This window comes from Blautia sp. ZXY-1-C6 (assembly GCF_056339875.1).
Map to the genome: position 1 here is coordinate 17,251 of NZ_JBWJVQ010000200.1, position 24,956 is coordinate 42,206.

Here is a 24,956-nt window from a genome sequence, read left to right on the forward strand (position 1 = left end):
TTAAAATAACAAATAACAGAGCTGTTGACGATTTGCCAACAGCTCTCTTTTCGGAACAGAGGTTTTTATGAATAATCCTATGATATTAGCGAATGTAAAAGAAGATTTTTATCTGAACTTTATTAAAGATGACCGCTATCTCTGGCTTCTGGATGGTCTGAAAACAACTCTTATTATCACAGTATTTGCGGTAATTGTAGGTCTGATCATCGGTTTCCTTGTAGCAATCATCCGTTCTGCGCACGATAAGTCAGGCTCCTTTAAGATCCTCAATGCGATCTGCAGAGTTTATTTGACTGTAATTCGTGGAACACCAACCATGATCCAGCTGTTGATCATGAATTTTGTAATTTTTGGTGCTGTAAGCATTAACAAGATCATTGTAGGCGGACTTGCCTTTGGTATCAACTCAGGTGCCTATGTAGCTGAGATTGTCCGTTCCGGTATCATGTCCATTGACCAGGGACAGACAGAGGCAGGACGAAGCCTTGGTCTGAATTTCAGCCAGACCATGCGACTGATCATTATCCCGCAGGCATTTAAGAATGTACTTCCTGCGCTGGTAAATGAATTTATCGTGCTGATCAAAGAGACATCCATCATCGGTTATATCGGTATGATGGACTTGACAAAAGGAGCTATGCTGATCCAGAGCCGTACATACAATGCGTTCTGGCCTCTGATGGCAGCAGCAGCGATTTACCTTGTGATCGTTGGAATCCTTACATGGGGGATGAATAAACTGGAAAGGAGATTAAGAACCAGTGAGCGATAAGAATGTACTGATCCAGGTAAAGGATCTGAAGAAAGCTTTTGGTACAAATCAGGTTCTCGATGGAATAACAACAGATATCTGTCAGGGAGAAGTAGTAGCCGTCATTGGTCCTTCCGGTTCCGGTAAATCTACTTTCCTGAGATCACTGAATCTTCTGGAGGTTCCGACAGGCGGACAGATCCTCTTTGAAGGAACTGATATTACAGATCCGAAGGTTGACATTAACAGACACCGTCAGAAGATTGGAATGGTATTCCAGCAGTTTAATCTTTTTCCGCATAAAACGGTAAAACAGAATATTATGCTGGCACCTGTAGAACTGAAGCTGATGACAAAGGAGGAAGCTTCAAAGAAAGCAGACGAGCTTCTGGCACGTGTAGGGCTTCCTGACAAAGCCAATGCATATCCGGATATGCTTTCGGGCGGGCAGAAACAGCGTATTGCCATTGCACGTTCTCTTGCCATGAATCCGGATGTGATGCTTTTTGATGAGCCAACTTCCGCACTTGACCCTGAGATGGTAGGTGAGGTTCTGGAATTGATGAAAGAACTTGCGCAGTCAGGTATGACCATGGTTGTAGTTACTCATGAGATGGGATTTGCAAGAGAAGTGGCAACAAGAGTTCTTTTTATTGATGACGGTAAGATACAGGAAGAGAATACTCCGAAAGAATTTTTCGCGAATCCGAAGAATCCTAGACTGAAAGACTTCCTTTCAAAGGTTTTATAAGATGCTGAGAAAATTTAACAGTTTTATAGAAAAATGGATGGCCCTGGTGACACCGACCTGTCTGTTGCTGGGGGTGTGCTTTCCTGATATTGCCAAATGCGGTCTGCCTTATGTGCCGGCCGTATTTGCATTTATGACATTTGCCGGGGCGTTGAAGTCAAGATTTAAAGATGTGGCAAATGTATTCCGACATCCGGGCTCACTGCTTATTATCATGCTTCTGGTCCATGTGGTAATCCCGACAGCAGCCTGCGGGGCAGGCCATCTTTTCTTTGGAAATAACATGGAGCTGATCACCGGAATGGTACTGGAGTTTGCAGTTCCCACTGCAGTGGTAAGTCTGATGTGGGTGACGATTTATGATGGAAACAGTCCTCTGTCGTTGTCTCTGGTAGTTCTGGATACGGTACTGGCACCTTTTCTGATCCCGGCTACGCTGAAGATCCTGCTGGGCTCTGCGGTGATCATAGATCCTGCCAGGATGATGCGGGAACTGATATTTATGGTTGCGCTTCCTGCTGTTGTTGCGATGGTATTAAATCAGATCACAGATGGAAAAGTAATGGAAACATGGCCGGGAAAGCTGGCGCCTTTTTCAAAGCTGGCACTGATATTTGTGGTAACGTCCAATTCTTCCAAAGTAGCACCATATATCCGGGATATGAATATGCAGAGGGTGAAGGTTGCACTGGCAATCCTTGTCCTGGCTGCTTCCGGATATGTACTCGGCTGGTTTGTGGCGTATATCTTCCGAAAGGATCGCAGTACGGCGGTTTCCATGATGTATGGAACCGGGATGCGCAATATCAGCGCAGGAGCGGTGATCGCAGCTGCATATTTTCCGGGTGAAGTTATGTTTCCGGTAATGATCGGAACTCTGTTTCAGCAGGTGTTGGCAGCATTGTTCGGAAAGCTTCTGGCACAGAAAAAGGAAAAACAGGAATTTTGTTGAGGTCTGCTGAGGCGTTATAAAGAATATAAAAAGAACTGCCGCATTAGCAATTGAAAAATTGCAATGCGGCAGCTCTTTTTATGAATCTGAAGCTTTTATATATTTCTTCAGTTCTTTGTAGCAGTATTTGATGATCTCTTTACGGGTGATGATGCCGATAAAGTATCCCTGATCATCTACAACCGGGACATAATTCTGGTTAATTGCCTTGTCCAGCAGATCTTCCATGTCAGAATCTGCGTGAACTGCCTTATAGGTTGCTCTGCGCGGAATTGCCATAATGGAAATGCTCTCTGCTTCTTTCAGTCCGGGAACATTTAAGGTTTTCATTCCCCAGAGAAGATCACCCTCGGAAATACTTCCTTTATATTTCCCGTCCAGACTCAGAAGCGGAATGCAGGAAAATTTTCTGTGTTCCATTTTCTCAAGAGTCTGACGAAGAGTCTCATTTTCAAATATATATGCTACATCACTTTTAGGTGTTAAAAAAAATAAAATATTCACTGTTGTATTCGCCCCGTTACATTTGTCTGATAAGGCACTCAGATATACATTGTGTATTTACACATCTGTGTGTCTGTGATCTCTGAGTATTCCAGGTTTACGGCTTTTTTACAGAAGCTGTACTCCTTTTGCTGCTGCTTCTTTCATTACTTCTTCCGGCCACAGGGAAGCATGCACTTCACCGATGTGTGCTTTTCTGAGGAAGAACATACAGATACGGGACTGGCCGATGCCGCCGCCGATAGTATATGGAAGTTCCTTGTTCAGGATTGCCTTCTGGAAAGGAAGCTCACGTCTGTCGTCACAGCCTGCGATGGTAAGCTGTCTGTCAAGCGCATCCTCGTCAACGCGAATACCCATGGAAGAAAGCTCCAGAGCAATGTCGAGAACAGGATAATAAACAAGGATATCGCCGTTTAATTCCCAGTCATCGTAGTCCGGTGCACGTCCGTCATGACGTTCTCCGTTGGTTAAGGTTTTGCCGACCTGCATGAGGAATACGGCACCTTTTTCCTTGACAATCTTGTATTCACGTTCCTTTGGAGTGAGATCAGGATACATGTCGACCAGTTCCTGGGTGCTGACAAATGCAATCTCTCTCGGAAGGATTTCTTCGATGTAATCGTACTGAACAGCCATGTATTTTTCGGTTTTGCGGAGAACGCTGTAGATAGCACGTACTGTGGAAACAAGTGTGTCCATGTTGCGTTCTTCCTTGCTGATGATCTTTTCCCAGTCCCACTGATCTACGTATACGGAATGGATATTGTCCAGATCCTCGTCTCTTCTGATCGCGATCATGTCTGTGTAAAGTCCTTCACCATGAGCAAAGCCATATTTCTGTAATGCATATCTCTTCCATTTGGCGAGAGAGTGTACGATCTCAGCATTCTCCGGCTGGCCTTTGATATCAAAGCTTACCGGACGTTCCACGCCGTTTAAGTTATCGTTCAGACCGGATGACGGATTAACGAATACCGGAGCGGAAACACGCAGCAGATTCAGTTTTTGAGCCAGTGTCTGCTGAAAGAAATCTTTCACAGTTTTAATGGCAATCTGGGTATCGTGAAGATTTAAAGATGACTGATACCCGTCAGGAATTTTAATCTGTTCCATGAGTGGATTCCTCCTGTAATTTCTGTATTTGCATATTTTATGGCAAACTGATAAAAAATATTGTTGTTTACTGAATATCCATTATCTTTTCCCACGCTATTATAACAGGAAAATGGTAGTTTGACAATTATTACTGTTCATTTGGAAGTATCTCGCGGGATATTATGGTTACGGAGAACAGAACGAACAGTAACACAATTTCAGCTTTGCAAGATTGGAGCGAAATGTTAAAATAAATGTGTAAATGAATGAAGCGTTAAATTTATATAAAACTCAGGGGGAAGATATATGGGAAAAAGGTGTCAGGTCTGTGATGGACCAATTGTAAACGGCAGGTGTAAATATTGTGGAATGCCATATAGAAATGATATGGAACTGTATCATCTGAACGAAGACCGTTCAGAGCACTATCGTCATGCTTCGGCAAAGGTGAAAAAAGCAATGGCAGAGAACGAGATCCCTTTGTCTGACAGAAATAAAACAGTTCCCAAAGCTGCAAAAACTTCGTCTGCCAGAACACAGACTATTAGAACGCAAAATACAAAAGTACAAACTTCAAGAATACAAACATCAGGGACGAAGAAAACATCAGGTCAGTCGTACAGCGCACAGACTGCCCGTACATACAGCACCGGAAAAAAGACAGCAAAAAGTGAGAAGAAAAAGAGCGGCAAGGCAGGCAAAATTTTCTGGATCATTGTGCTGATTCTGATGGTAATAATAGGTCAGATGGCAGAGAATTGGGATACGATTGGATACAGGATAGAAGAATTTATCTATGATGAGTTTGACATAGATCTCAACAGTATTTTTGATGACAGCAGTTCTGATGAAGTAAATGAGAGTAATAAGAATAATGAAAGTAATGAAAATAATGAAAGTAATGAAAGTAATGAGAATAACTGGACAGATGACTGGTCTGAGACTATCAGTGCAGTAAAGAACGGACAGGATGAACAGAGGGGCAATCCGGACTGGTATATGTTCACCGGAGAGAATTATATTGTCAGAACGGATGATACTGCATCAGAGATTGGCGATACAGATGCCAGTGACCAGGGGTATGATTTTACAATAGATCCGGGAGAATACAGGATAGTGTCCGGCTGGGAGAAGGTTGCTCTGGAAATCAGAAGTTCTTCAGGAAAAGATGAAACTGTAAAATTTGACGAAGCAGACCACGAGGAGAAAATAGAATTACATGCCGGGGATGAGGTATCTGTGGTATCTCTGGATGGTCAAGATAATTATCTTGCCATGTATCAAATTCAGCAATATGACGAATAATTTTTTGCCCCTTTCTTTTTGTCAGAGACTGTGCTATACTTGTTAAACGTACCACATATAGAGAGAATTGTGGTGAATGAAAGAAAAAAATACTATATATTGTATATGGGAGCAAAAGGTATGATATATGTTATAAAGAAAGATGGTACGAGAGAAGAGTTTAATTCACAGAAGATCGTAGCAGCAGTAAATAAGTCGGCAGCCAGAATTTTATACACATTTTCGGATAAAGAGAAGGAATTTATCTGCCAGTTTGCGGAAGAACATGCGGAGGCACTGGGAAAGAATGAGATAGAGATCCAGGAGATGCACAACATCGTAGAGGGAGCACTTGAGAGAGTGAACCCGGCAGTGGCTAAGAGCTACCGCGATTACAGAAATTACAAACTTGACTTTATCCATATGATGGATGATGTATATACCAAGAGTCAGGCAATCCGTTATATTGGTGATAAGAGTAATGCCAATACAGACAGTGCGCTTGTAGCTACAAAGCGAAGCCTGATCTTTAATGAACTGAACAAAGAGCTTTATCGTAAATTTTTTATGAATCGTAATGAACTTCAGGCATGTAAAGATGGTTATATTTATATTCATGACCAGTCTGCACGTCTGGATACCATGAACTGCTGTCTCTTTGATGTGGCATCTGTACTCAGCGGCGGATTTGAGATGGGAAATGTATGGTACAATGAGCCTAAGACACTGGATACTGCGTTTGATGTTATGGGTGATATTATCCTGAGCACTGCTGCACAGCAGTATGGCGGATTCACAGTACCGGAAGTAGACAAGATTCTTGCACCTTATGCACAGAAGAGTTACGATAAATATATCCAGGAATTTATGAAATACTCTGACGAGAGCTGGACAGGACGTGAAGAACGTGCGATCGAGTATGCGCTTGACAAAGTCCGCAGAGATTTTGACCAGGGATGGCAGGGGATTGAGTATAAGCTGAATACAGTCGGATCTTCCAGAGGGGATTATCCATTTGTAACTGTAACTCTTGGACTTGGAATAAAGCAGTTCGAGAAGATGGCAAGTATTTCTCTTCTTGAAGTGCATAAAGGCGGACAGGGTAAGGCAGGACGCAAGAAACCGGTACTCTTCCCGAAAATCGTATTCCTTTATGATGAAAATATCCATGGAAAAGGCAAGATCAGTGAGGATGTATTTGAGGCAGGGGTTGACTGTTCTGCCAAGACTATGTATCCGGACTGGCTGTCCATGTCAGGAAAAGGATATATTTCCAGTATGTACAAGCAGTATGGAAAGGTTATAAGTCCTATGGGATGTCGTGCGTTCTTGAGCCCCTGGTACGAGAGAGGCGGTATGTATCCGGCAGATGATAAGGATGTTCCTGTGTTTGTGGGAAGATTTAACATCGGTGCGGTAAGCCTTCATCTTCCAATGATCCTTGCCAAAGCCAGAGCAGAGAGCAGGGATTTCTACGAAGTGCTGGATTTCTATCTTGAGATGATCCGTAATCTGCATATCCGTACCTATGATTATCTGGGACAGATGCGTGCGTCAACCAACCCGCTGGCATATTGTGAGGGAGGATTTTACGGTGGACATCTGAAACCGAATGAAAAGATTGGTAAGATTCTGAAACCAATGACAGCATCCTTCGGAATCACTGCATTAAATGAACTCCAGGAACTTTACAATGGCAAATCCATTGCTGAAGACGGGCAGTTTGCACTGGATGTGCTGAAATATATCAACAGGAAAGTAAATGAATTCAAAGAGAAAGATGGTTATCTTTATGCAATTTATGGAACACCGGCAGAGAGTTTATGTGGACTGCAGGTGGAACAGTTCCGTAAGATGTATGGCATTGTGAAAGGGGTTTCTGATCGTCCTTATGTAAGCAACAGTTTCCACTGTCATGTGACTGAAGATGTAACTCCGATTGAAAAACAGGATCTGGAGGGACGTTTCTGGGAGTTGTGCAACGGCGGTAAGATTCAGTATGTACGTTATCCAATCGATTATAATCGTGAAGCAATACGTACTCTGATCCGCAGAGCCATGTCTTTGGGATATTATGAGGGAGTAAATCTTTCCCTTGCTTACTGTGATGACTGCGGACATGAGGAACTTGAAATGGACGTGTGTCCGGTCTGCGGTTCCAAGAATCTGACAAAGATTGACCGTATGAACGGATATCTTTCCTACAGCCGTGTGCATGGTGATACTCGTCTGAACGAAGCGAAGATGGCAGAGATTGCGGAACGTAAATCTATGTAATATCAGGTCAGGGGTAAACTTTTGAATCTGACATCATAATATGATAATTAAAAGACATATACCGGCAAGATGAGATGTATTGCTCTGGTATATGTCTTTTTGTATTGTCAGATAAAATATAGCAATCCCCTTAAATGTATTATTTACGAGGATTGCTATAGAATCTGAAGTTTCAGATGTTTATAGTTTCAATTTTGTCAAATGTATTATTTTTAAGAGGTATACTGTAGATGAAACCGTCATTTATTTAATGATAGTTCCGGTTTTTTCGAAATATCCATCCTTTGCATGCGCAATATCTGTGATGATCGTTCTTCTGTTATCTCCCTTTTCGATAAAAGAGATTCCGGCTTCGAATTTAGGAAGCATGGAGCCTGGGGCAAACTGATTGTCAGCCATATATTTCTTAGCATCATCTACAGAAATTGTATTAAGATATTCTTCGTTGTCCTGACCGAGGTTCAGACTTACTTTCTCAACACTGGTAAGGATCAGAAGAGTATCTGCATTTAATTCCTGTGCAAGAAGTCCGCTGGAAAGGTCTTTCTCAATGATCGCACTTGCACCATGAAGATCGATTCCCTGTTCCATAACCGGGATTCCGCCGCCGCCTGCTGCGATTACTACCTGGCCCGCATCTACAAGTGTGCGGATTGTTTCAAGCTCTACGATTTTCTGCGGTTTCGGAGCTGCCAGGATTCTTTTATAAGTGCCGTCAGCCAGTTTAGTGACAAAGTTTCCCTTGCTTTCTTCAGTTTCAGCCTCTTCTTCTGTAAGGACGCGTCCGATGATCTTCTCAGGTTCAGCGAAAGCATCATCATATGGATCAATGACAACCTGTGTAAGGATAGTAGCTACCGGTTTATAAATACCGCGGGAAATAAGTTCTGCGCGGATTGCGGTCTGGAGGTCATATCCGATATAGCCCTGACTCATTGCCGAACATACGGACATAGGTGCAAATGTATAGTCAGGATGTGTTTTGCCAAATTCATTCATGGCTGTGTGGATCATTCCAACCTGTGGACCGTTACTGTGGGAAATGACTACACGATTTCCGGCTTCTACAAGATCTGCGACAGCTTTGGCTGCTTTTTTTGTAGCGATTTTCTGCTCCGGTAAGGTGGTTCCTAATGCTCTGTGGCCCAGTGCAACTACTGTAATTTTTTCGCTCATGGGAATTACCTCGATTCTTTCATGTTCTGTAAATATGATATCTGCGGGGTGATCTTATATATAAAGATTTTTGAAATTTTTTATCACTGATATCATAAATATTCAATCATATTGATACCCTACATTATAAAAGACTGCCAGTAGAATTGCAATAGAAAATAACTCAAAAAACACCTCGCGGGATATTATCAGTGAACAGTAACAAAAAACAAACAGCTCTCACATTTCTGTGAGAGCTGTTTTGTTTTTTTGAGGGGGGAGATAGAGAGTGGTTTTTCATCTATCCAAGACCTATTATATGGGAAAATTATGTTCAAAGTATGTCGAATTTCTGAAACAATCGGTAAATTTATAAAAGAATTATAAACAAATACGAAAAATAAAAAGTGGTATCTTGTTTTTATAGCATAGACATGCTAAAGTAGATTCATCGGCAACAGCCGTTATCAGTATTCTTATTTTCACGCACCGGTCCGGTGCAAAAATTTCCAATTATTTATTGATAGTCCGGGAGATAGTTTTGAATCCTGAGCAGAAACTCTGAAAATCTTATTTATTGTGCAAAACAGAGAGGAGAGATGCGTATGTCTGTGGATATAAACTTATAATCTCGAAAGATACTGTACCGATATCATTCTGACAGTGGAAGTACCTCAGATGACATAGAATAAAAATTCAGGAGAATGAGAGAATGAAAAAAAGAATATGGAATCAGTTAAAAAAAGCAGTCATGATAACGGCTGCTGTCGGGATTTTGGGAGCAGGAGCAGTATCAGCAGCAGAATTTGAAGTTGCAGAGTTATATGTTCCTGCTGTGGGTTTAAAGCAGAGTGCACAGTGGATCGATGAAGAGAAATTTCAGGCAGAACTGACACTGGAAGTGAGCGGTCTGAAAGAACTGTACAAAAGTCAACAGGAAAATACTGCTTCGGAGAACGGACAGTTGCCGATGGAAAATAGTACATGGGATGGCGAAGTGAGAGAAGCAGAAGCAGCAGAAAATACGACAGATGAAGTGGATTCCGAAAATACAGAGTGTGAATCAGAGAGTGCAGTAATAGATATAGAAGATATAGAAAGCGAAGAATACCGGAAGGCAGAAGAAAACGCAGAAGGATTTGACACAGAAACCGGACAGACACAACAGAGTGAGCAGGAGAACCAAAATGAGATCAGGGAAGATAAAACCAGATGTTTTCTGACTGTATATATTTCAGAATATTTTCAGGTAAATGCAGAAGCGTTAAAGAATGATCTGCAGGCTGAATCCGTACAGATACAAAATAAGAAAGGTGAGACAACCCAGATTACAAAGCTGACCTGTGAGACTGCACTTTCAGATGCGGAAACAGATATCTTTACCATGAAAGTGCCGGTGTCTCTGCGTGAAGAATATCGTATTTCTTCTGTAAAAACAGATTATCCTCTGTGCCAGGATGCACCGCTTTGCAAAGATTGGGAGGGGACAGGTGCGTATTTCTGGATGAAATCAGGGGATGAAACCCGGACTGTTGCAGAAACTCCTTCAGCTCTGCTTTCCGTACAGGAGGCAAAAACAGGGATCACAGCCCGGTTACAGCAGGAGACGAAAGAGGTACGTGCAGGGCAGAACCTTACTTATATATTGTCTGTAGAGAATACAGGAGAATTACCTCTGGAAAATATAGAGATATCCAGTGTTTTTTCTCAGGATAATATAAAAGCCGAATGGAAACAGGAAGAGGGATTTATTGCAAATGGTATGCAGGGAATTATTTCAGGTCTTAAGGCAGGAGAAATCAGAAATCTTCAGATGACAGTACAGCTTACAGAAGAGCAGGCAGGAGAGCTTATTCATACAGTAACTGTAAAAGCGAAATATCCGGGAAAGGAAGAAAGTATTGGATGTCAGAAATCAGTCGAAACAGAAGTCATTGCATTAAAGGCTGCTTTTGAGGTGGAGAAAACTGCGGACAGAACACAGGCATATCCGGGAGATACGATCACATATCAGATCTGCATCAGGAATACGGGTGAGCGGACACTTCATTCGGTTCTCAGTACAGAAAGATTCCAAAATGCCGGTATTCAGGCAAACTTTGTCAGGAAAGAGGGCGTAACATTAAACAGCACAGGCACACAGGCTCTGATTCCGCAGATCGCACCGGGAGAGGCTTTTGCACTTTACGCCACAGTGACTGTTCCACAATATATGGCAAGTCAGGAATTGATCAATGAGGTAATCGTTACATCTGATGAGACTGGTACACAGGCAATGACATCTAAGGCAAACGTAGAATTAAAGGAAACTGATAATATTGTTACAGTTACGCCGCAACCGGCATCTCTGGCTTCCCAGAATTATGGATATGACTCAAAGTCCGGAAGTGCTTATACTACTGCTTCCAAACCACGTACAGGAGATGAGACAGAAACGGCTTTGTATATTGTACTGGGGATTTTTGCAATCATGTCCGGAGTCAGTGCATTCTGTTACAGGAAGACAAAAAAACAGCAGAAGTAGAGAAACAACGTTGAAACGACAGGGGAGGTGTGCTATTCTTATATAGAATATACGCTTTAGTAAAACACCTCTGCCTGACTTTAAAGAAATTGCGTTACTGTTCACACATCACTATCCCGCGAGGTGTTTTGGCATGAATATGCCAAAATCCCGAGACATACAAGCCAAAATTCCATTGCCGCAAGCAATCTGGAATGAATTTTGGCTAAGTTACAGTGAACGGAGTGAACAGTAACGAAATTGCCGCAGAGGCTGTATGAAATTCAGGCAGGCAGGAAATGATATGGAGGATTAAAATGAAATTAATATCCTTACTGGAAAAGCTGGAATATACATGTCTTCAGGGCAGTACAGACCAGGAAGTAAAAAATGTGGTTTATGATTCCCGGAAAGTAGAAGAGGGCTCTCTTTTTATCTGTATCCGCGGTGCAGTGGTGGATGGCCATAAATTTGTGCCGGATGTAGTTGCAAAAGGAGCAAAGGTTCTGATCGTGGAAGAAGCTGTGGAAGCACCGGAAGATGTGACAGTCATTCTTGTGAAAGATACACGATATGCAATGGCGTTTATTTCTGCCGCATATTTCGGATATCCTGCAGAGAAACTGAAAACAATTGGTATCACAGGAACCAAAGGAAAAACAACCACTACGTATATGGTAAAATCTATTCTGGAAAATGCCGGATATAAAGTGGGACTGATCGGAACCATTGAAGCGATCATCGGTGACAAAGTGATTCCTGCAAAGAACACAACACCGGAGTCTTATGTGATTCAGGAATATTTCCATGAGATGGCAGAAGCCGGCTGTGACTGTGTGGTTATGGAAGTTTCCTCCCAGGGACTGATGCTTCACAGAACTCAGGGATTTGTTTTCGATTTTGGTATCTTTACAAATATTGAGCCGGATCATATCGGACCAAATGAACATAAGGATTTTGATGATTATCTCAGATGCAAGTCCTTACTTCTGAAACAGTGCAAGGTAGGAATTGTAAACAGAGATGATGAACATTTCGAGAAGATTATTGAAGGTCATACATGCAGCCTGGAAACTTATGGATTTTCACCGGAAGCAGACCTTCGTGCGGAAGATGCAAAGCTGGTCGGAGGTAAAGGATATCTGGGTATTTCCTACCATCTGAAAGGACTTCTGGATTTTCATGTGGAGATAGATATTCCCGGTAAATTCAGCATCTACAATTCATTGACAGCAATCGCGATCTGCCGTCATTTTAAGGTTTCGGAAGAGAACATTCTCAAAGCCTTAAAAGTAGCTAAGGTAAAAGGCCGTATCGAAATGGTAAAAGTATCCGATGATTTTACTCTGATGATCGATTACGCGCATAATGCCATGGCTCTGGAGAGTCTTCTGACCACTTTGAAAGAATATCATCCCCACAGACTGGTATGTCTGTTTGGATGCGGAGGCAACAGATCAAAGCTTCGCCGCTATGAGATGGGAGAGGTTTCCGGAAAGCTTGCAGACCTTACCATCATTACCTCTGATAATCCACGTGATGAAGAACCACAGGCGATCATCGATGATATCAAGATCGGTATGGCAAAAACCGATGGAAAATATGTAGAGATTCCGGACAGAAAAGAAGCCATCGCCTATGCGATCCATCATGGAGAGCCGGGGGATATTATAGTTCTGGCAGGTAAGGGACATGAGGATTATCAGGAAATTAAAGGAAAGAAATATCCTATGGATGAACGTGTCCTGATCGCAGATATTCTTGCTGGTAAATAGGTAGCGGGTCAAACAGGAATAAGTTCATGATATATGCTGATATAATAATTGATATTTCCAGTGATAAACTGGACCGGAGTTTTCAATATCGTGTACCGGAAAGGCTGGAGAAGACAATAAAGGCAGGGATGGTGGCAGCCATCCCTTTTGGAAATGCCGGCCGGGTGTGTAAAGGATATGTGATCGGATTGTCAGATAAACCGAAAATTGCTCCCGAAAAGATTAAAGAAATCAGTGAAATCTGCAGTGGAGAAGAGACTACGGAATCCAGACTGATCGCCCTGGCAGCCTGGATGAGAGAAAATTATGGTTCCACCATGATCCAGGCTCTCAGGACAGTACTTCCTATCCAGGAGAAAATCAAGGCAAAAGAGAAAAAATATATATGCCTGGATATTTCCGAAGAGGCGGGAACGCAGTTGCTGAAAGAACTTGAACAAACAAGGTTTAAAGCCAGAACAAGACTTCTGAGGGAACTTCTGGAGAAAAAAAGACTGGATTATACACATGCGGCGAAAGAACTGGGGACAACTTCTGCTGTTGTAAAGAAATTTCAGGAGCAGGGGATTATCCGCATAGAATATGATGAGATAATGAGAACTTCACTGAATACAGGTGATATTTCCGGAGAAAGGCGAATGCCGCTTACAGATGAACAGGAAGCAGCAGTAAAGCAGATACAGAGAGAGTGGAAAAAACCATCGCCGAAGCCTGTACTGATCGAGGGAGTGACAGGGAGCGGGAAAACCCAGGTGTATATAAAGCTGATCGAGCAGACGCTTTCTCAGGGAAAAGAAGCAATCGTGCTGATCCCGGAGATTGCTCTGACATATCAGACGGTACGCAGATTTTATGCCAGATTTGGGGATAAAGTATCAGTTATCAATTCCAGACAGTCTCAGGGAGAACGCTATGATCAGTTTAAACGTGCGAAAAAGGGAGAAGTCCAGGTGATGATCGGTCCCAGATCTGCGCTGTTTACGCCATTTGCCAGTCTGGGACTGATCATTATTGATGAAGAACATGAACCAAGCTATAAAAGTGAAAGCACACCCCGTTATCATGCAAGGGAAACTGCAATCCGGAGAGCTGTTTTAGAACATGCAAATGTGGTAATGGGTTCAGCTACTCCATCAGTGGAAGCCTACAGTAAGGCAATGAATGGGGAATATAGTCTGGTCAGGCTGACAACAAGATATGGAAGCAGACCTCTGCCCCGGGTTTCTATCGTAGACCTGCGTGAGGAATTAAAAGCAGGAAACAGGTCTGTACTGAGCAGAGAACTCCGGCAAAAGATGAAAGGCCGGTTTGAGAAAAAAGAACAGGTAATGCTTTTTCTGAACAGAAGAGGATACGCAGGTTTTGTATCCTGCCGGTCCTGTGGACATGTGATGAAGTGTCCGCATTGTGATGTTTCTCTTTCGGAGCATAATAATGAAAGGCTTTTATGTCATTACTGTGGATATGAGACAGGAAAACCCCGGATATGCCCGGTGTGCGGATCGCCTTATATTGGCGGATTTAAGGCAGGAACACAGCAGATCGAGAAGGTAGTGCGGGAAGATTTTCCAGAAGTCAGGACTCTCAGAATGGATTTTGATACAACAAGAACCAAGGGCAGCTATGAAAAGATCCTTGCAGCTTTTGCTGCTCATGAGGCAGATATACTGATCGGAACACAGATGATCGTTAAGGGGCATGATTTTCCGGATGTCACACTCATGGGAATAGTAGCAGCGGATCTTTCGCTGAATGCAGAGGATTATCGATGTGCGGAACGTACCTTTCAGCTTCTCTGTCAGGCAGTCGGCCGGGGAGGACGGGGGGAAAAACCGGGAGAGGCAGTGATCCAGACCTATCATCCGGATCATTACAGTATTCAGGCGGCGGCAGTGCAGGATTATCAGGCATTCTATGAGGAAGAGATGAGTTACCGTATGCTTCTGGATTATCCGCCTGCGGCACATATGCTGGCAGTTCTGGGTTCAGGTCCGGAAGATGAGAAACTGGTTCAGGCCATGTATTATCTGAAACTTTATATAGAAAGGATATACAGAGAAAATGACCTGCATATCATTGGCCCGGCATATGCGTCAGTTGGAAAAGTTAAGGATATTTACAGACAGGTTATCTATTTAAAACATAAAGATCATAAAACGCTGGTACATATCAAAGACCAGCTGGAGAAATACATAGAGATAAATTCCGGTTTCCGGAAAATATACATACAATTTGATTTCAGTTAATTAGGGCAGAGTTTTTCAAAATCTCATTACTGAAGTAATCTGCGGCAGAAAGGAAATCCGACAGGCAGTAATTTCTGAAATCGTGATATAACAATAATCAAGATATCAGGTTAGGGGCAAAATATCTTTTGATCCTAACATCATAATCAAAGAAGAGGAGAATAAAGAAATGGCACTTAGAAAAATCAGATTACAGGGCGACGAAGTACTTGCAAAGGTCAGCAGACCGGTAGAAAAGATGACACCACGTATTCATGATCTGATCGGAGATATGCTTGAAACCATGTATGATGCAATGGGAGTTGGCCTCGCTGCACCACAGGTAGGTATGCTGAAGCGTATTGTTGTGATCGATATAGGAGAGGGGCCTATCGTGCTGATCAATCCTGAAATCCTTGAAACATCAGGCGAACAGACTGGTGATGAAGGATGCTTAAGTGTACCTGGAATGGCTGGTCAGGTAACACGTCCGAACTATGTAAAGGTAAAAGCTCTGGATGAGGATATGAATGAAGTAGAATATGAAGGGGAAGGTCTTCTTGCGCGTGCTTTCTGCCATGAGATCGATCATCTGGACGGACATATGTATACAGAACTGGTAGAAGGAGAACTTCATCAGGTTTCCTATGATGAGGATGAGGAGTGATAATCAAATGAAGATAGTATTTATGGGAACACCGGATTTCGCAGTGCCGTCATTACATGCACTGACAGAAGCCGGATATGCGGTGGCAGCAGTGGTGACTCAGCCTGACAAACCAAAAGGGAGAGGTAAGACATTATTGCCAACACCTGTAAAAGAAGAAGCCGTTATGCACGATATTCCGGTATATCAGCCGGAGAAAGTGAGAAATAACCCTGAATTTCTGGAGATTCTGAAAGAAATCAATCCTGAGATCATAGTTGTTGCTGCATATGGACAGATTATTCCAAAAGAAATCCTGGAGCTTCCGAAATTTGGATGTATCAATATTCATGCGTCTCTTCTTCCGAAATACAGAGGAGCAGCGCCTATCCAGCAGGCTGTGATCGACGGGGAAAAAGTATCAGGTGTAACGATCCAGCAGATGGGAGAAGGTCTTGATACCGGTGATATGATCTCTAAGATAGTGATTCCGATCTCTCCGACAGAAACAGGTGGAAGCCTGTTTGGAAAACTTGCGCAGGCCGGTGCGGATCTTGCTGATCAAGACGCTTCCGTCTATTGAGCAGGGAACCGCGGAGTTTGAAAAACAGCCGGAGGAGAGTCCTACACCTTATGCGGCTATGATCACCAAACAGATGGGACTGATGGATTTCAGAAAATCTGCAGAAGAACTGGAACGCCTTGTACGCGGCCTGAATCCATGGCCAAGTGCTTATACATTTCTTAATGGAAAAACTCTGAAAGTGTGGAAATGTAAAGTCAGCACTGAGAAAACAGATGCTGTTCCGGGAACAATCTTCCTGGCAGATAAAGAGGGGATCCATACAGCATGTGGAGAAGGAGTGCTGATTCTTACAGAGGTACAGCTGGAAGGTAAGAAGCGTATGGAAACAGAAGCCTTTCTCCGGGGATATCACATTGAAAATGGAATTGTTTTTACAGATCATAAGGAGTGATTAGATGTACGGATATTATTATTTTGATCCTACGTATTTACTGCTCGTTATCGGAATGGTGCTGTCTTTACTGGCATCTGCAAAGGTAAAGAGTACGTTTTCTGTTTACAGCAGAGTGCGCAGTGCATCGGGGCTTACAGGTGCCGATGCTGCCAGACGGATTCTTCGTATGTCGGGAATTACGGATGTTACGGTAGTACCCATATCCGGCAGCCTGACAGACCACTATGATCCGGGAAGTAAGAAACTGGCACTTTCCCAGGATGTATATGATAAAACATCGGTGGCTGCGATCGGAGTGGCTGCGCATGAATGTGGACATGCTATTCAGCATGCGACTAACTATGTGCCATTGAATCTTCGCTCTGCGATTGTGCCTGTTGCAAACATCGGTTCCACACTTTCCTGGCCATTGTTTCTGGCAGGACTGATTTTCTCAATCCGTCCACTGCTGACTGTTGGAATCATTTTGTTTACATTTGCGGTTCTTTTTCAGCTTGTAACTCTTCCGGTAGAATTTAATGCATCTTCAAGAGCATTGAAAATGCTTGGAAGTTCAGGAATGCTTGGAGCTGATGAGGTAAAAGGTGCAAGAAAAGTCCTTACAGCAGCGGCACTCACCTATGTTGCAGCACTTGCTTCATCAATTCTGCAGCTTTTAAGACTGATCATACTTGCCGGAGGAAGAGACCGTGACTAATGGAATAAATACAAGAGAACTGATATTGCAGATATTACTGGAAATCGAGGAAGAGGGAAAACACAGCCATATCGCTATCCGCAATGCTCTTTCCAAATATCAGTTCCTTCCAAGACAGGAGAGAGCTTTTATTACCAGAGTCTGCGAAGGAACACTGGAATATCGTATTTTAATAGATTATATTATTGATTCATATTCAAAAGTATCTGTAGATAAAATGAAGCCTGTGATCAGGGAAATCCTGAGAAGTGCAGTTTATCAGATCAGGTTTATGGACAGTGTGCCGGACAGCGCAGTGTGTAATGAAGCGGTGAAGCTGGCACAGAGAAAAGGCTTTTACAGCCTGAAACCTTTTGTAAACGGTGTTCTTCGTACGATTGCCAGAGAGTGGAAAAATCTGAAACTTCCTTCAAGGGAAGAAAATCCGGTCAGATATCTGTCTGTCAGATATTCTATGCCGGAAACACTGGTAAACCGTTGGCTTGAGGATTACGGGGAAGAAAAAACAGAAAAGATCCTTACAGATTTTCTCACTGAGAAACCGATCACAGTACGCTGCAGAACTCATAAATATCCACAGAAAGAGATTTATGAGAGCCTGGTCGATCAGGGAGTGGAAGTGAAACCTGCACCTTATCTTCCCTATGCATATGAAATTTCAAATTATAACCATATTCTTGCACTGGATGCATTTATACAGGGGAAAATCCAGGTGCAGGATGTAAGCTCCATGCTGGTGGCAGAAATTGCAGATCCGCAAAAAGGGGATTATGTGATAGATATGTGCGCAGCACCTGGTGGAAAGAGTCTCCATGTTGCAGATAAAATGGGAGATTACGGAACAGTAGATGCACGCGATATCAGCCAGTACAAAGTGGATATGATCGAAGAGAATATTCACAGAACAGACTGCATTAATGTGCAGGCTCATGTGATGGATGCTACGGTATTTGATGTAGATTCAGAACTCAAGGCAGATGTCGTTCTGGCAGATGTCCCATGTTCCGGATATGGAGTAATTGGAAAGAAGCCGGAGATCAAATACAGGGTGACAGCACAGAAGCAGGAAGAGATTGTAATCCTTCAGAGAACAATCCTTGACAATGCGGCAGAATATGTGAAACCGGGCGGAGTGCTGGTATTTAGTACCTGTACTATCGCAAAGGAAGAGAATGAAGAGAACATGTTGTGGTTTATGAATAATCATCCGTTCAAACTGGAGAGTATTGATCCGTATCTTCCGGAAGAACTGCATTCTGAGACAACAGCTCTGGGTTATCTTCAGCTTCTGCCGGGAGTACACAAAACAGATGGCTTCTTTATTGCAAAATTCAGGAGAAAATAAGTAATGACAGACATTAAGTCAATGACGATCGACGAATTAAAGAAACTGATGACCACTCTGGGAGATAAGCCTTTTCGTGCGAAGCAGATTTACAGCTGGCTGCATGAACACCTTGTTACTTCTTATGATGAGATGACCAATCTTTCCAAAAGCCTGAGGGAAAAACTGAAAGAATATCCTGTCACAGCACTGAAGATGGTAAAGGTACAGACATCCCGGATTGACGGTACACAGAAGTATCTGTTCCGTCTCAGTGATGGAAATGTGATAGAGAGTGTTCTCATGCGGTATAAACATGGAAATTCTGTCTGTATTTCTTCTCAGGTGGGATGCCGCATGGGATGCAGATTCTGTGCATCTACCATAGGAGGACTGACCAGATGTCTTCTCCCGTCAGAAATGCTGGATCAGATATACAGGATACAGGCTCTGACAGGAGAAAGAGTTTCCAATGTTGTGGTCATGGGAACGGGGGAACCTCTTGATAATTATGAAAATCTTCTCAGGTTTATACATATCCTGACAGAAGACGGAGGACTTCATATCAGTCAGAGAAACCTGACTGTATCTACCTGTGGGCTGGTTCCGAAGATTTATGACCTTGCAAAAGAAAAGCTTCAGATGACACTTGCACTTTCCCTTCACGCACCTAATGATGTGAAGCGACGGGAACTGATGCCGATCGCAAACAAATACAGCATGGATGAGGTTCTGGAAGCCTGCCGTTATTATTTTAAAGAAACCGGGCGTAGGATCACATTTGAATACAGTCTGGTAGCCGGAGTTAATGACAGCGATGAGGATGCAAGGGAACTTTCCGGCAGAATCAGAGATATGAATTGCCATGTAAATCTGATCCCGGTAAACCCTATTAAGGAACGTTCCTTTGTGCGTTCAACAAGACAGGCTGTGGAGAATTTCAAAATAAAACTTGAAAAATGTGGAATAAATGTTACTATTAGAAGAGAAATGGGCAGTGATATTGATGGTGCCTGTGGACAGTTAAGAAAAAGTTATATGGAAAAAACAGAAAGCGAGAAGTGACATGAGGATATATTCAGCTACTGATGTCGGGCAAAAGCGGAAGATGAACCAGGATTATGTGTTCGCAACTGCTGACCCGGTTGGAAATCTTCCGAATCTGTTTGTTGTTGCAGATGGTATGGGTGGTCACAATGCAGGTGATTATGCATCCTCTCATGCGGTTACATCTATGGTGGAGGAAATCCGGCAGGATGCGGATTTTAATCCGGTAAAGGTAATCCGTCATGCCATTGAATGTGTAAATACCGAGATTCTTACCCAGGCACAGCAGGATGAGAAACTCAGAGGAATGGGAACAACGATAGTGGCAGCTACTATCGTAGGACATTATGCTTATGTGGCAAATGTAGGTGACAGCAGACTTTATGTGATCGGAGAGAAGATTCAGCAGATAACAAGGGATCACTCACTGGTGCAGGAGATGGTAAGAATGGGAGAACTTGACCCTGAACAGGCAAGGAAGCATCCGAAGAAAAATATCATTACAAGAGCACTTGGAGCAGAGAAAACAGTGGATATTGATTTCTTTGATCTGAAACTGGAACCCGGAGATGTAGTTTTGATGTGTTCGGACGGGCTCAGCAATATGGTTGAGGACAGCCAGCTGAGGGAAATCATTTCTGACACATCTACAGATCTGGATGAAAAAGGCAGGATACTTATAAGAGAAGCAAATCGCAATGGCGGCAAGGATAATATTGCAATTGTATTGGTAGAACCATTCGCAGACGAGGTGAAAGCATGTTAAAAACGGGAACGATCATAGCAGAACGCTATGAGATATTAGGAAAAATTGGTACCGGCGGAATGGCGGACGTATACAAGGCAAAAGACCATAAGCTGAATCGGTTTGTTGCTGTAAAAGTTCTTAAGCCGGAATTCAGAGAGGATACGACGTTTATCCGCAAGTTTAAAAGTGAGGCTCAGGCTGCAGCAGTCCTGACACATCCGAATATAGTGAATGTATTTGATGTTGGTGACGATAACGGAGTTTATTACATTGTTATGGAGCTTATTGAGGGAATTACTCTCAAGGAGTACATTTCCAAAAAGGGAAAGCTTTCTGTAAAAGAAGCAACCAGTATTGCAATCCAGGTCTCCATGGGACTGGAAGCTGCACACAGTCATGGGATTGTACATCGTGATGTAAAACCGCAGAATATTATCATTTCCATGGATGGAAAGGTAAAAGTAACAGATTTTGGTATCGCAAGAGCCGCTTCTTCCAATACCATAAGCTCAAATGTAATGGGATCTGTTCATTACAGTTCACCGGAACAGGTAAGAGGCGGATACAGTGATGAGAAGAGTGATATTTATTCACTGGGTATCACAATGTATGAAATGGTTACAGGGAAGGTTCCTTTTGACGGAGATACCACAGTAGCTATTGCTATCAAACATCTTCAGGAAGAGATTGTTCCTCCAAGTGTTTATACACCGGAGCTTCCCCACAGTCTGGAGCAGATCATTCTGAAATGTACACAGAAAAGCGTGGATCGCCGTTATCAGAACATGGAGGATGTGATCGCAGATCTGAAGCATTCTCTGATTGATCCACAGGGAGATTTCGTAACGCTGACGTCTGTGGATAACGAAGCAAAAACAGTTGTGATCTCAGATAAGGAGCTTGGCGAGATCAAACATATGCCGAAGCAGATCGCAAAGTCAGAACCTGAGGCTCTGGAAGAAGAAATCAATGAAACAGATTATGATGATGAGCCGGAAGTGAAAAAGCACAGGAAGAAATCAGATAAGCCTGAGAAAAAGAAAAAAAGAGGCGGACATGGGCTGACTATTGTAATGCTTCTGATGGGGGTTGTAATCCTGGTAGCAATCATTCTGGTCGCAGGAAAGGCGTCCGGACTTATTGGAAGTAACAATGATACAGACAAAAAAACTGAGGCCTCAGATACATCAGAATCAGATGATGACGGAATGGTAACTGTGCCGAATCTGGTAGGAAAAACAGAGGATGAAGCAAAGAATATCACAAAGGATATGAAACTGGGTATTCAGCCTATGGGCGAGGAGGCTTCAAATCAGGCAAAAGGAACCATTTCTTCACAGGATATTCCAAAGGGAAGTAAAGTAGAGCAGTATACGACCATTAAGTATTATATCAGCAAGGGTGCGCAGCAGATCACAATTCCGGATGTGGATGGACAGACCGGAGTAGACGCACAGCAGACTCTGGAAGATATGGGATTAACTGTTGAGATACAGAAAGAATACAGTGAATTAAATGATGATGGTACTCCGGTTAACAGATCCGGGATATGCAGTCTCCACAACTCCGGCAGCCGGAAACTCTGTTTCAGCAGGAGACAGCGTAACACTGCTTGTCAGCCGAGGCGTGGACTATGGAGACAGTGTGGAGGTTCCAAGTGTTGTCGGAATGACAAAGAATGATGCAGTTACTACTTTTGGTAAGTTCCTCAATGTGGAAGTAAAAGAGGAAAAGAGTACAGAGGTGGCAGAAGGAGAAGTAATTTCACAGGAACCGGAAGCCGGAAACTGGGAAGATCCGGATAATGTAAATGTTGTGATCACAGTAAGTATCGGAGATCAGGAACCTTCGGCTCAGAGTGACAGTGCAGATACTGCTGCATCATCTGATGCTCCGGCACAGACAGCAGATAACAGTGCGGCGGCAGCATCCGGGGAAGTATGGAAATGTACACAGACTCTGAATACTCCGTCAGGATATTCCGGAGGTCCGGTTCGTCTGGAACTGATCCAGAATGTAAACGGAACACCGACAGCTTCAGTTGTTCTGGAAGATCAGGTAATCCAGTTCCCGTATGATCTGGATATCACAGGTGCACCTGGTATCAGCGAGGGTACTTTGTATCTGTCTGAACAGATTAGTGGAACTTATCAGGAACTCGGAAATTATTCTATTACATTTGCTAAGGCTGAATGATCCATGCAGGGAAAGATAATAAAAGGAATTGCAGGATTTTATTACATCTATGCAGAAAATGATGAGATTTATGAATGCAAAGCAAAGGGAATATTCAGAAAAGATAAACAGAAACCTCTTGTAGGAGATAATGTGGAGATAGAGGTTTTGGATGAACAGGAGAAGGAAGGCAGTGTGACTGCCATCCTTCCCAGAAAAAATTCATTGAATCCGTCCGGCCGTTGCCAATGTGGATCAGGCTTTTGTGATTTTTGCAATGGAGAATCCTAAACCTAATTTTATGCTGCTTGACCGTTTTCTGATCATGATGGAGAAAGAGAATGTTCCGGCAGTCATATGTTTTAACAAGAAAGATCTTGCAAAACAGGAAGAACTGGAGCTTTTATATGAAACCTATAAGAGTTGTGGATATGATGTGATTTTTTCCAGTACTTTTAATGGAGAGGGGCTGGATGAAATACGTGAGATCCTGAAAGGAAAAACAACTGTAGTTGCAGGACCTTCCGGTGTGGGAAAATCTTCAATTACCAATGCACTGCAGGAAAATGTACAGATGGAAACCGGGGAGATTAGTAAGAAGCTGAAACGTGGAAAGCATACCACGCGTCATTCTCAGGTGATACCGGTGGGACATGATACTTATCTGATGGATACACCGGGATTTTCTTCTTTATATCTGACAGATATAGAAGAACAGGAACTTAAGGCGTATTTTCCGGAGTTTCGCAGATATGAAGAACAGTGCAGGTTTCAGGGATGCAGACATATCCATGAACCGGACTGTGGCGTGAAAGCAGCATTGGCTGAGCATGAGATCAGCCAGCTTCGCTATGAAGATTATCTGGGACTTTATAATGAATTAAAAGAGAAAAGGAGATTCTAATTATGTATCAGTTGTGCCCTTCTATTTTATCGGCAGATTTTAACCGTTTGGGCGAACAGATCAAAACCCTGGAAAAAGAGGGGATTGAATGGCTTCATATTGATGTTATGGATGGTGATTTTGTACCGAGTATTTCTTTTGGAATGCCGGTGATAAAGTCTATCCGAAAGGAATCAAAGTTGTTTTTTGATGTACATCTCATGGTTACAGAGCCTGAGAGATATATCAGAGATTTTGTGGAATGTGGGGCAGATTCCATTACAGTACATGCGGAGGCATGTGAAGATCTTGAGAGAACTATTGAACAGATCAGGGAAGCAGGTGTGAAGGTGGGAGTTTCCATCAAACCGGCTACACCTGTAAACGATATAAGTCATATGCTCAGCGATGTGGATATGGTTCTGATCATGACTGTACAGCCGGGATTTGGCGGTCAGAAGTATATGGAAGAATGTACGGAAAAGATCAGGGAAGTACGTGAACTGATCGAGGCCGAGGATCTGGATGTAGATGTTCAGGTTGATGGTGGCATCAATGATGAGACAATGGAGACAGTGCTCACAGCAGGTGCAAATCTGCTGGTAGCAGGTTCTTATGTTTTCAACGATGATCTGGCAAAAAATGTAAAACATGCCAGAGAACGAATGGACGAGATCATAAGAAGGATTGACTGAGGAAGAGCATGATAGATACGATAATTGTAAGCGGGGGCAATATCCACAGTGATTTTGCCCTCGATTTTTTAAAAAAGAATGAAGCCTGTCTGATCGCAGCTGATAAAGGGCTGGAATTTTTTCTGGAGCATCAGCTTTTGCCGGATGCAGTTATTGGAGATTTTGACAGTCTGTCTGAAGATGGAAAAAAATTCCTGGAAATTCGGAGAAAGAAGTATGGACAGTGAAATTCCCTATGGTGGAATGACTGAGTGGAAATTGCAAAAAGGCTTTGGAAATGAAAAAAAAGAAATAAAAGTTATCCGCCTGAGACCGGAAAAAGATGACTCAGATACACAGTCTGCCATGAATTATGCGATCAGGACCGGTGCGAAAAAGATAGTGATCTTTGGTGTGACAGGAAACAGAGTAGACCATCTGATGGCGAATTTCGGACTCCTTGTCCTGGCACAAAACCAGGGGGCAGAAGTAACACTTGTGGAT

The 24,956-nt window shown here is 42.9% G+C and carries 20 protein-coding genes and 3 pseudogenes; 20 read left to right on the top strand and 3 right to left on the bottom strand.

Annotated elements, in window-relative coordinates:
- Positions 1 to 67: 67 nt before the first annotated feature.
- Genes AC075J_RS11665 through AC075J_RS11675 form a run of 3 tightly spaced genes read left to right on the top strand, consistent with a single transcriptional unit; the run spans position 68 to position 2,457 of the window.
- Positions 68 to 775, top strand: coding sequence for an amino acid ABC transporter permease (locus AC075J_RS11665; protein ID WP_022380491.1), 708 nt, complete (start codon positions 68 to 70; stop codon positions 773 to 775).
- Positions 765 to 1,505, top strand: a complete 741-nt coding sequence (locus AC075J_RS11670) for an amino acid ABC transporter ATP-binding protein (RefSeq protein WP_025578180.1) — start codon at positions 765 to 767, stop codon at positions 1,503 to 1,505. Before AC075J_RS11665 ends, AC075J_RS11670 begins: the two co-directional genes overlap by 11 nt.
- A gap of 1 nt (position 1,506) precedes the next feature.
- A complete protein-coding gene (locus AC075J_RS11675) occupies positions 1,507 to 2,457 on the top strand; it encodes a bile acid:sodium symporter family protein (protein WP_476390345.1) in 951 nt (316 codons plus the stop codon).
- Between the two features lie 78 nt (positions 2,458 to 2,535).
- Here the strand turns inward: AC075J_RS11675 and AC075J_RS11680 are convergent, their stop codons facing one another.
- Together AC075J_RS11680 and asnA are read right to left on the bottom strand one after the other, a co-directional pair.
- Positions 2,536 to 2,961 (bottom strand): CBS domain-containing protein, encoded by a 426-nt coding sequence (locus AC075J_RS11680; RefSeq protein ID WP_022380489.1) that lies wholly within the window; start codon positions 2,959 to 2,961, stop codon positions 2,536 to 2,538.
- Between the two features lie 108 nt (positions 2,962 to 3,069).
- Positions 3,070 to 4,077 (bottom strand): aspartate--ammonia ligase, encoded by a 1,008-nt coding sequence (asnA, locus tag AC075J_RS11685; protein WP_055058132.1) that lies wholly within the window; start codon positions 4,075 to 4,077, stop codon positions 3,070 to 3,072.
- 288 nt (positions 4,078 to 4,365) lie between these two features.
- Here asnA and AC075J_RS11690 point away from each other — a divergent pair, with 288 nt between their 5' ends.
- On the top strand, positions 4,366 to 5,364 hold the full coding sequence (locus AC075J_RS11690; RefSeq protein WP_055052692.1) for a hypothetical protein: 999 nt from the start codon (positions 4,366 to 4,368) through the stop codon (positions 5,362 to 5,364).
- Between the two features lie 120 nt (positions 5,365 to 5,484).
- Positions 5,485 to 7,620 (top strand): anaerobic ribonucleoside-triphosphate reductase, encoded by a 2,136-nt coding sequence (gene nrdD, locus AC075J_RS11695; protein WP_020993622.1) that lies wholly within the window; start codon positions 5,485 to 5,487, stop codon positions 7,618 to 7,620.
- Positions 7,621 to 7,863: 243 nt separating this feature from the next.
- Here nrdD and arcC read toward each other — a convergent pair whose 3' ends face one another.
- On the bottom strand, positions 7,864 to 8,796 hold the full coding sequence (arcC, locus tag AC075J_RS11700) for a carbamate kinase (RefSeq protein WP_008706491.1): 933 nt from the start codon (positions 8,794 to 8,796) through the stop codon (positions 7,864 to 7,866).
- Between the two features lie 691 nt (positions 8,797 to 9,487).
- Here arcC and AC075J_RS11705 point away from each other — a divergent pair.
- From AC075J_RS11705 to AC075J_RS11775, 15 genes and pseudogenes are all read left to right on the top strand, one after another.
- The gene (locus AC075J_RS11705) at positions 9,488 to 11,299 is read left to right on the top strand and encodes a DUF7507 domain-containing protein (RefSeq protein WP_476390346.1); all 1,812 of its coding nucleotides are present in this window, start codon (positions 9,488 to 9,490) and stop codon (positions 11,297 to 11,299) included.
- Between the two features lie 296 nt (positions 11,300 to 11,595).
- On the top strand, positions 11,596 to 13,053 hold the full coding sequence (locus AC075J_RS11710; RefSeq protein ID WP_020993620.1) for a UDP-N-acetylmuramoyl-L-alanyl-D-glutamate--2,6-diaminopimelate ligase: 1,458 nt from the start codon (positions 11,596 to 11,598) through the stop codon (positions 13,051 to 13,053).
- A gap of 26 nt (positions 13,054 to 13,079) precedes the next feature.
- Positions 13,080 to 15,299, top strand: a complete 2,220-nt coding sequence (gene priA, locus AC075J_RS11715; protein WP_008706494.1) for a replication restart helicase PriA — start codon at positions 13,080 to 13,082, stop codon at positions 15,297 to 15,299.
- A 169-nt stretch (positions 15,300 to 15,468) separates the two neighbouring features.
- Positions 15,469 to 15,945: a peptide deformylase gene (def, locus tag AC075J_RS11720; protein WP_008706495.1), complete on the top strand. Its 477-nt coding sequence runs from the start codon at positions 15,469 to 15,471 to the stop codon at positions 15,943 to 15,945.
- A gap of 7 nt (positions 15,946 to 15,952) precedes the next feature.
- Positions 15,953 to 16,901, top strand: a pseudogene (gene fmt, locus AC075J_RS11725) (methionyl-tRNA formyltransferase).
- 4 nt (positions 16,902 to 16,905) lie between these two features.
- The gene (locus tag AC075J_RS11730; RefSeq protein WP_008706498.1) at positions 16,906 to 17,601 is read left to right on the top strand and encodes a zinc metallopeptidase; all 696 of its coding nucleotides are present in this window, start codon (positions 16,906 to 16,908) and stop codon (positions 17,599 to 17,601) included.
- Complete coding sequence (rsmB, locus tag AC075J_RS11735) at positions 17,594 to 18,946, top strand: 16S rRNA (cytosine(967)-C(5))-methyltransferase RsmB (RefSeq protein ID WP_008706499.1); 1,353 nt, start codon at positions 17,594 to 17,596, stop codon at positions 18,944 to 18,946. Before AC075J_RS11730 ends, rsmB begins: the two co-directional genes overlap by 8 nt.
- 3 nt (positions 18,947 to 18,949) lie before the next feature.
- The gene (gene rlmN, locus AC075J_RS11740) at positions 18,950 to 19,990 is read left to right on the top strand and encodes a dual-specificity RNA methyltransferase RlmN (protein WP_008706500.1); all 1,041 of its coding nucleotides are present in this window, start codon (positions 18,950 to 18,952) and stop codon (positions 19,988 to 19,990) included.
- 1 nt (position 19,991) lies between these two features.
- Complete coding sequence (locus AC075J_RS11745; protein WP_008706501.1) at positions 19,992 to 20,738, top strand: Stp1/IreP family PP2C-type Ser/Thr phosphatase; 747 nt, start codon at positions 19,992 to 19,994, stop codon at positions 20,736 to 20,738.
- Positions 20,732 to 22,402, top strand: coding sequence for a Stk1 family PASTA domain-containing Ser/Thr kinase (pknB, locus tag AC075J_RS11750; protein ID WP_476390347.1), 1,671 nt, complete (start codon positions 20,732 to 20,734; stop codon positions 22,400 to 22,402). The genes AC075J_RS11745 and pknB overlap by 7 nt, the downstream gene beginning before the upstream one ends.
- Positions 22,365 to 22,916 (top strand): PASTA domain-containing protein, encoded by a 552-nt coding sequence (locus AC075J_RS11755; protein WP_476390348.1) that lies wholly within the window; start codon positions 22,365 to 22,367, stop codon positions 22,914 to 22,916. Before pknB ends, AC075J_RS11755 begins: the two co-directional genes overlap by 38 nt.
- A gap of 3 nt (positions 22,917 to 22,919) precedes the next feature.
- Positions 22,920 to 23,799: pseudogene (gene rsgA / locus AC075J_RS11760) on the top strand (ribosome small subunit-dependent GTPase A).
- Positions 23,799 to 24,473 (top strand): ribulose-phosphate 3-epimerase, encoded by a 675-nt coding sequence (gene rpe / locus AC075J_RS11765; RefSeq protein ID WP_026648253.1) that lies wholly within the window; start codon positions 23,799 to 23,801, stop codon positions 24,471 to 24,473. Before rsgA ends, rpe begins: the two are co-directional and overlap by 1 nt.
- Positions 24,474 to 24,481: 8 nt before the next feature.
- Positions 24,482 to 24,700 carry a hypothetical protein gene (locus AC075J_RS11770; protein ID WP_476390349.1) on the top strand — a complete coding sequence of 73 codons (219 nt, stop codon included), beginning with the start codon at positions 24,482 to 24,484 and terminating at the stop codon, positions 24,698 to 24,700.
- Positions 24,690 to 24,956, top strand: a pseudogene (locus AC075J_RS11775) (thiamine diphosphokinase); the annotation flags it as partial. The gene AC075J_RS11770 and the pseudogene AC075J_RS11775, both read left to right, overlap by 11 nt.

Coding starts and splice junctions, on each gene's coding strand:
- arcC (WP_008706491.1), bottom strand. CDS start 8,796: ATGAGCGAAAAAATTACAGTAGTTGCACTGGGCCACAGAGCATTAGGA.
- AC075J_RS11730 (WP_008706498.1), top strand. CDS start 16,906: ATGTACGGATATTATTATTTTGATCCTACGTATTTACTGCTCGTTATC.
- AC075J_RS11665 (WP_022380491.1), top strand. CDS start 68: ATGAATAATCCTATGATATTAGCGAATGTAAAAGAAGATTTTTATCTG.
- priA (WP_008706494.1), top strand. CDS start 13,080: ATGATATATGCTGATATAATAATTGATATTTCCAGTGATAAACTGGAC.
- pknB (WP_476390347.1), top strand. CDS start 20,732: ATGTTAAAAACGGGAACGATCATAGCAGAACGCTATGAGATATTAGGA.
- AC075J_RS11745 (WP_008706501.1), top strand. CDS start 19,992: ATGAGGATATATTCAGCTACTGATGTCGGGCAAAAGCGGAAGATGAAC.
- AC075J_RS11770 (WP_476390349.1), top strand. CDS start 24,482: ATGATAGATACGATAATTGTAAGCGGGGGCAATATCCACAGTGATTTT.
- def (WP_008706495.1), top strand. CDS start 15,469: ATGGCACTTAGAAAAATCAGATTACAGGGCGACGAAGTACTTGCAAAG.
- nrdD (WP_020993622.1), top strand. CDS start 5,485: ATGATATATGTTATAAAGAAAGATGGTACGAGAGAAGAGTTTAATTCA.
- AC075J_RS11675 (WP_476390345.1), top strand. CDS start 1,507: ATGCTGAGAAAATTTAACAGTTTTATAGAAAAATGGATGGCCCTGGTG.
- rlmN (WP_008706500.1), top strand. CDS start 18,950: ATGACAGACATTAAGTCAATGACGATCGACGAATTAAAGAAACTGATG.
- asnA (WP_055058132.1), bottom strand. CDS start 4,077: ATGGAACAGATTAAAATTCCTGACGGGTATCAGTCATCTTTAAATCTT.
- AC075J_RS11705 (WP_476390346.1), top strand. CDS start 9,488: ATGAAAAAAAGAATATGGAATCAGTTAAAAAAAGCAGTCATGATAACG.
- AC075J_RS11690 (WP_055052692.1), top strand. CDS start 4,366: ATGGGAAAAAGGTGTCAGGTCTGTGATGGACCAATTGTAAACGGCAGG.
- AC075J_RS11710 (WP_020993620.1), top strand. CDS start 11,596: ATGAAATTAATATCCTTACTGGAAAAGCTGGAATATACATGTCTTCAG.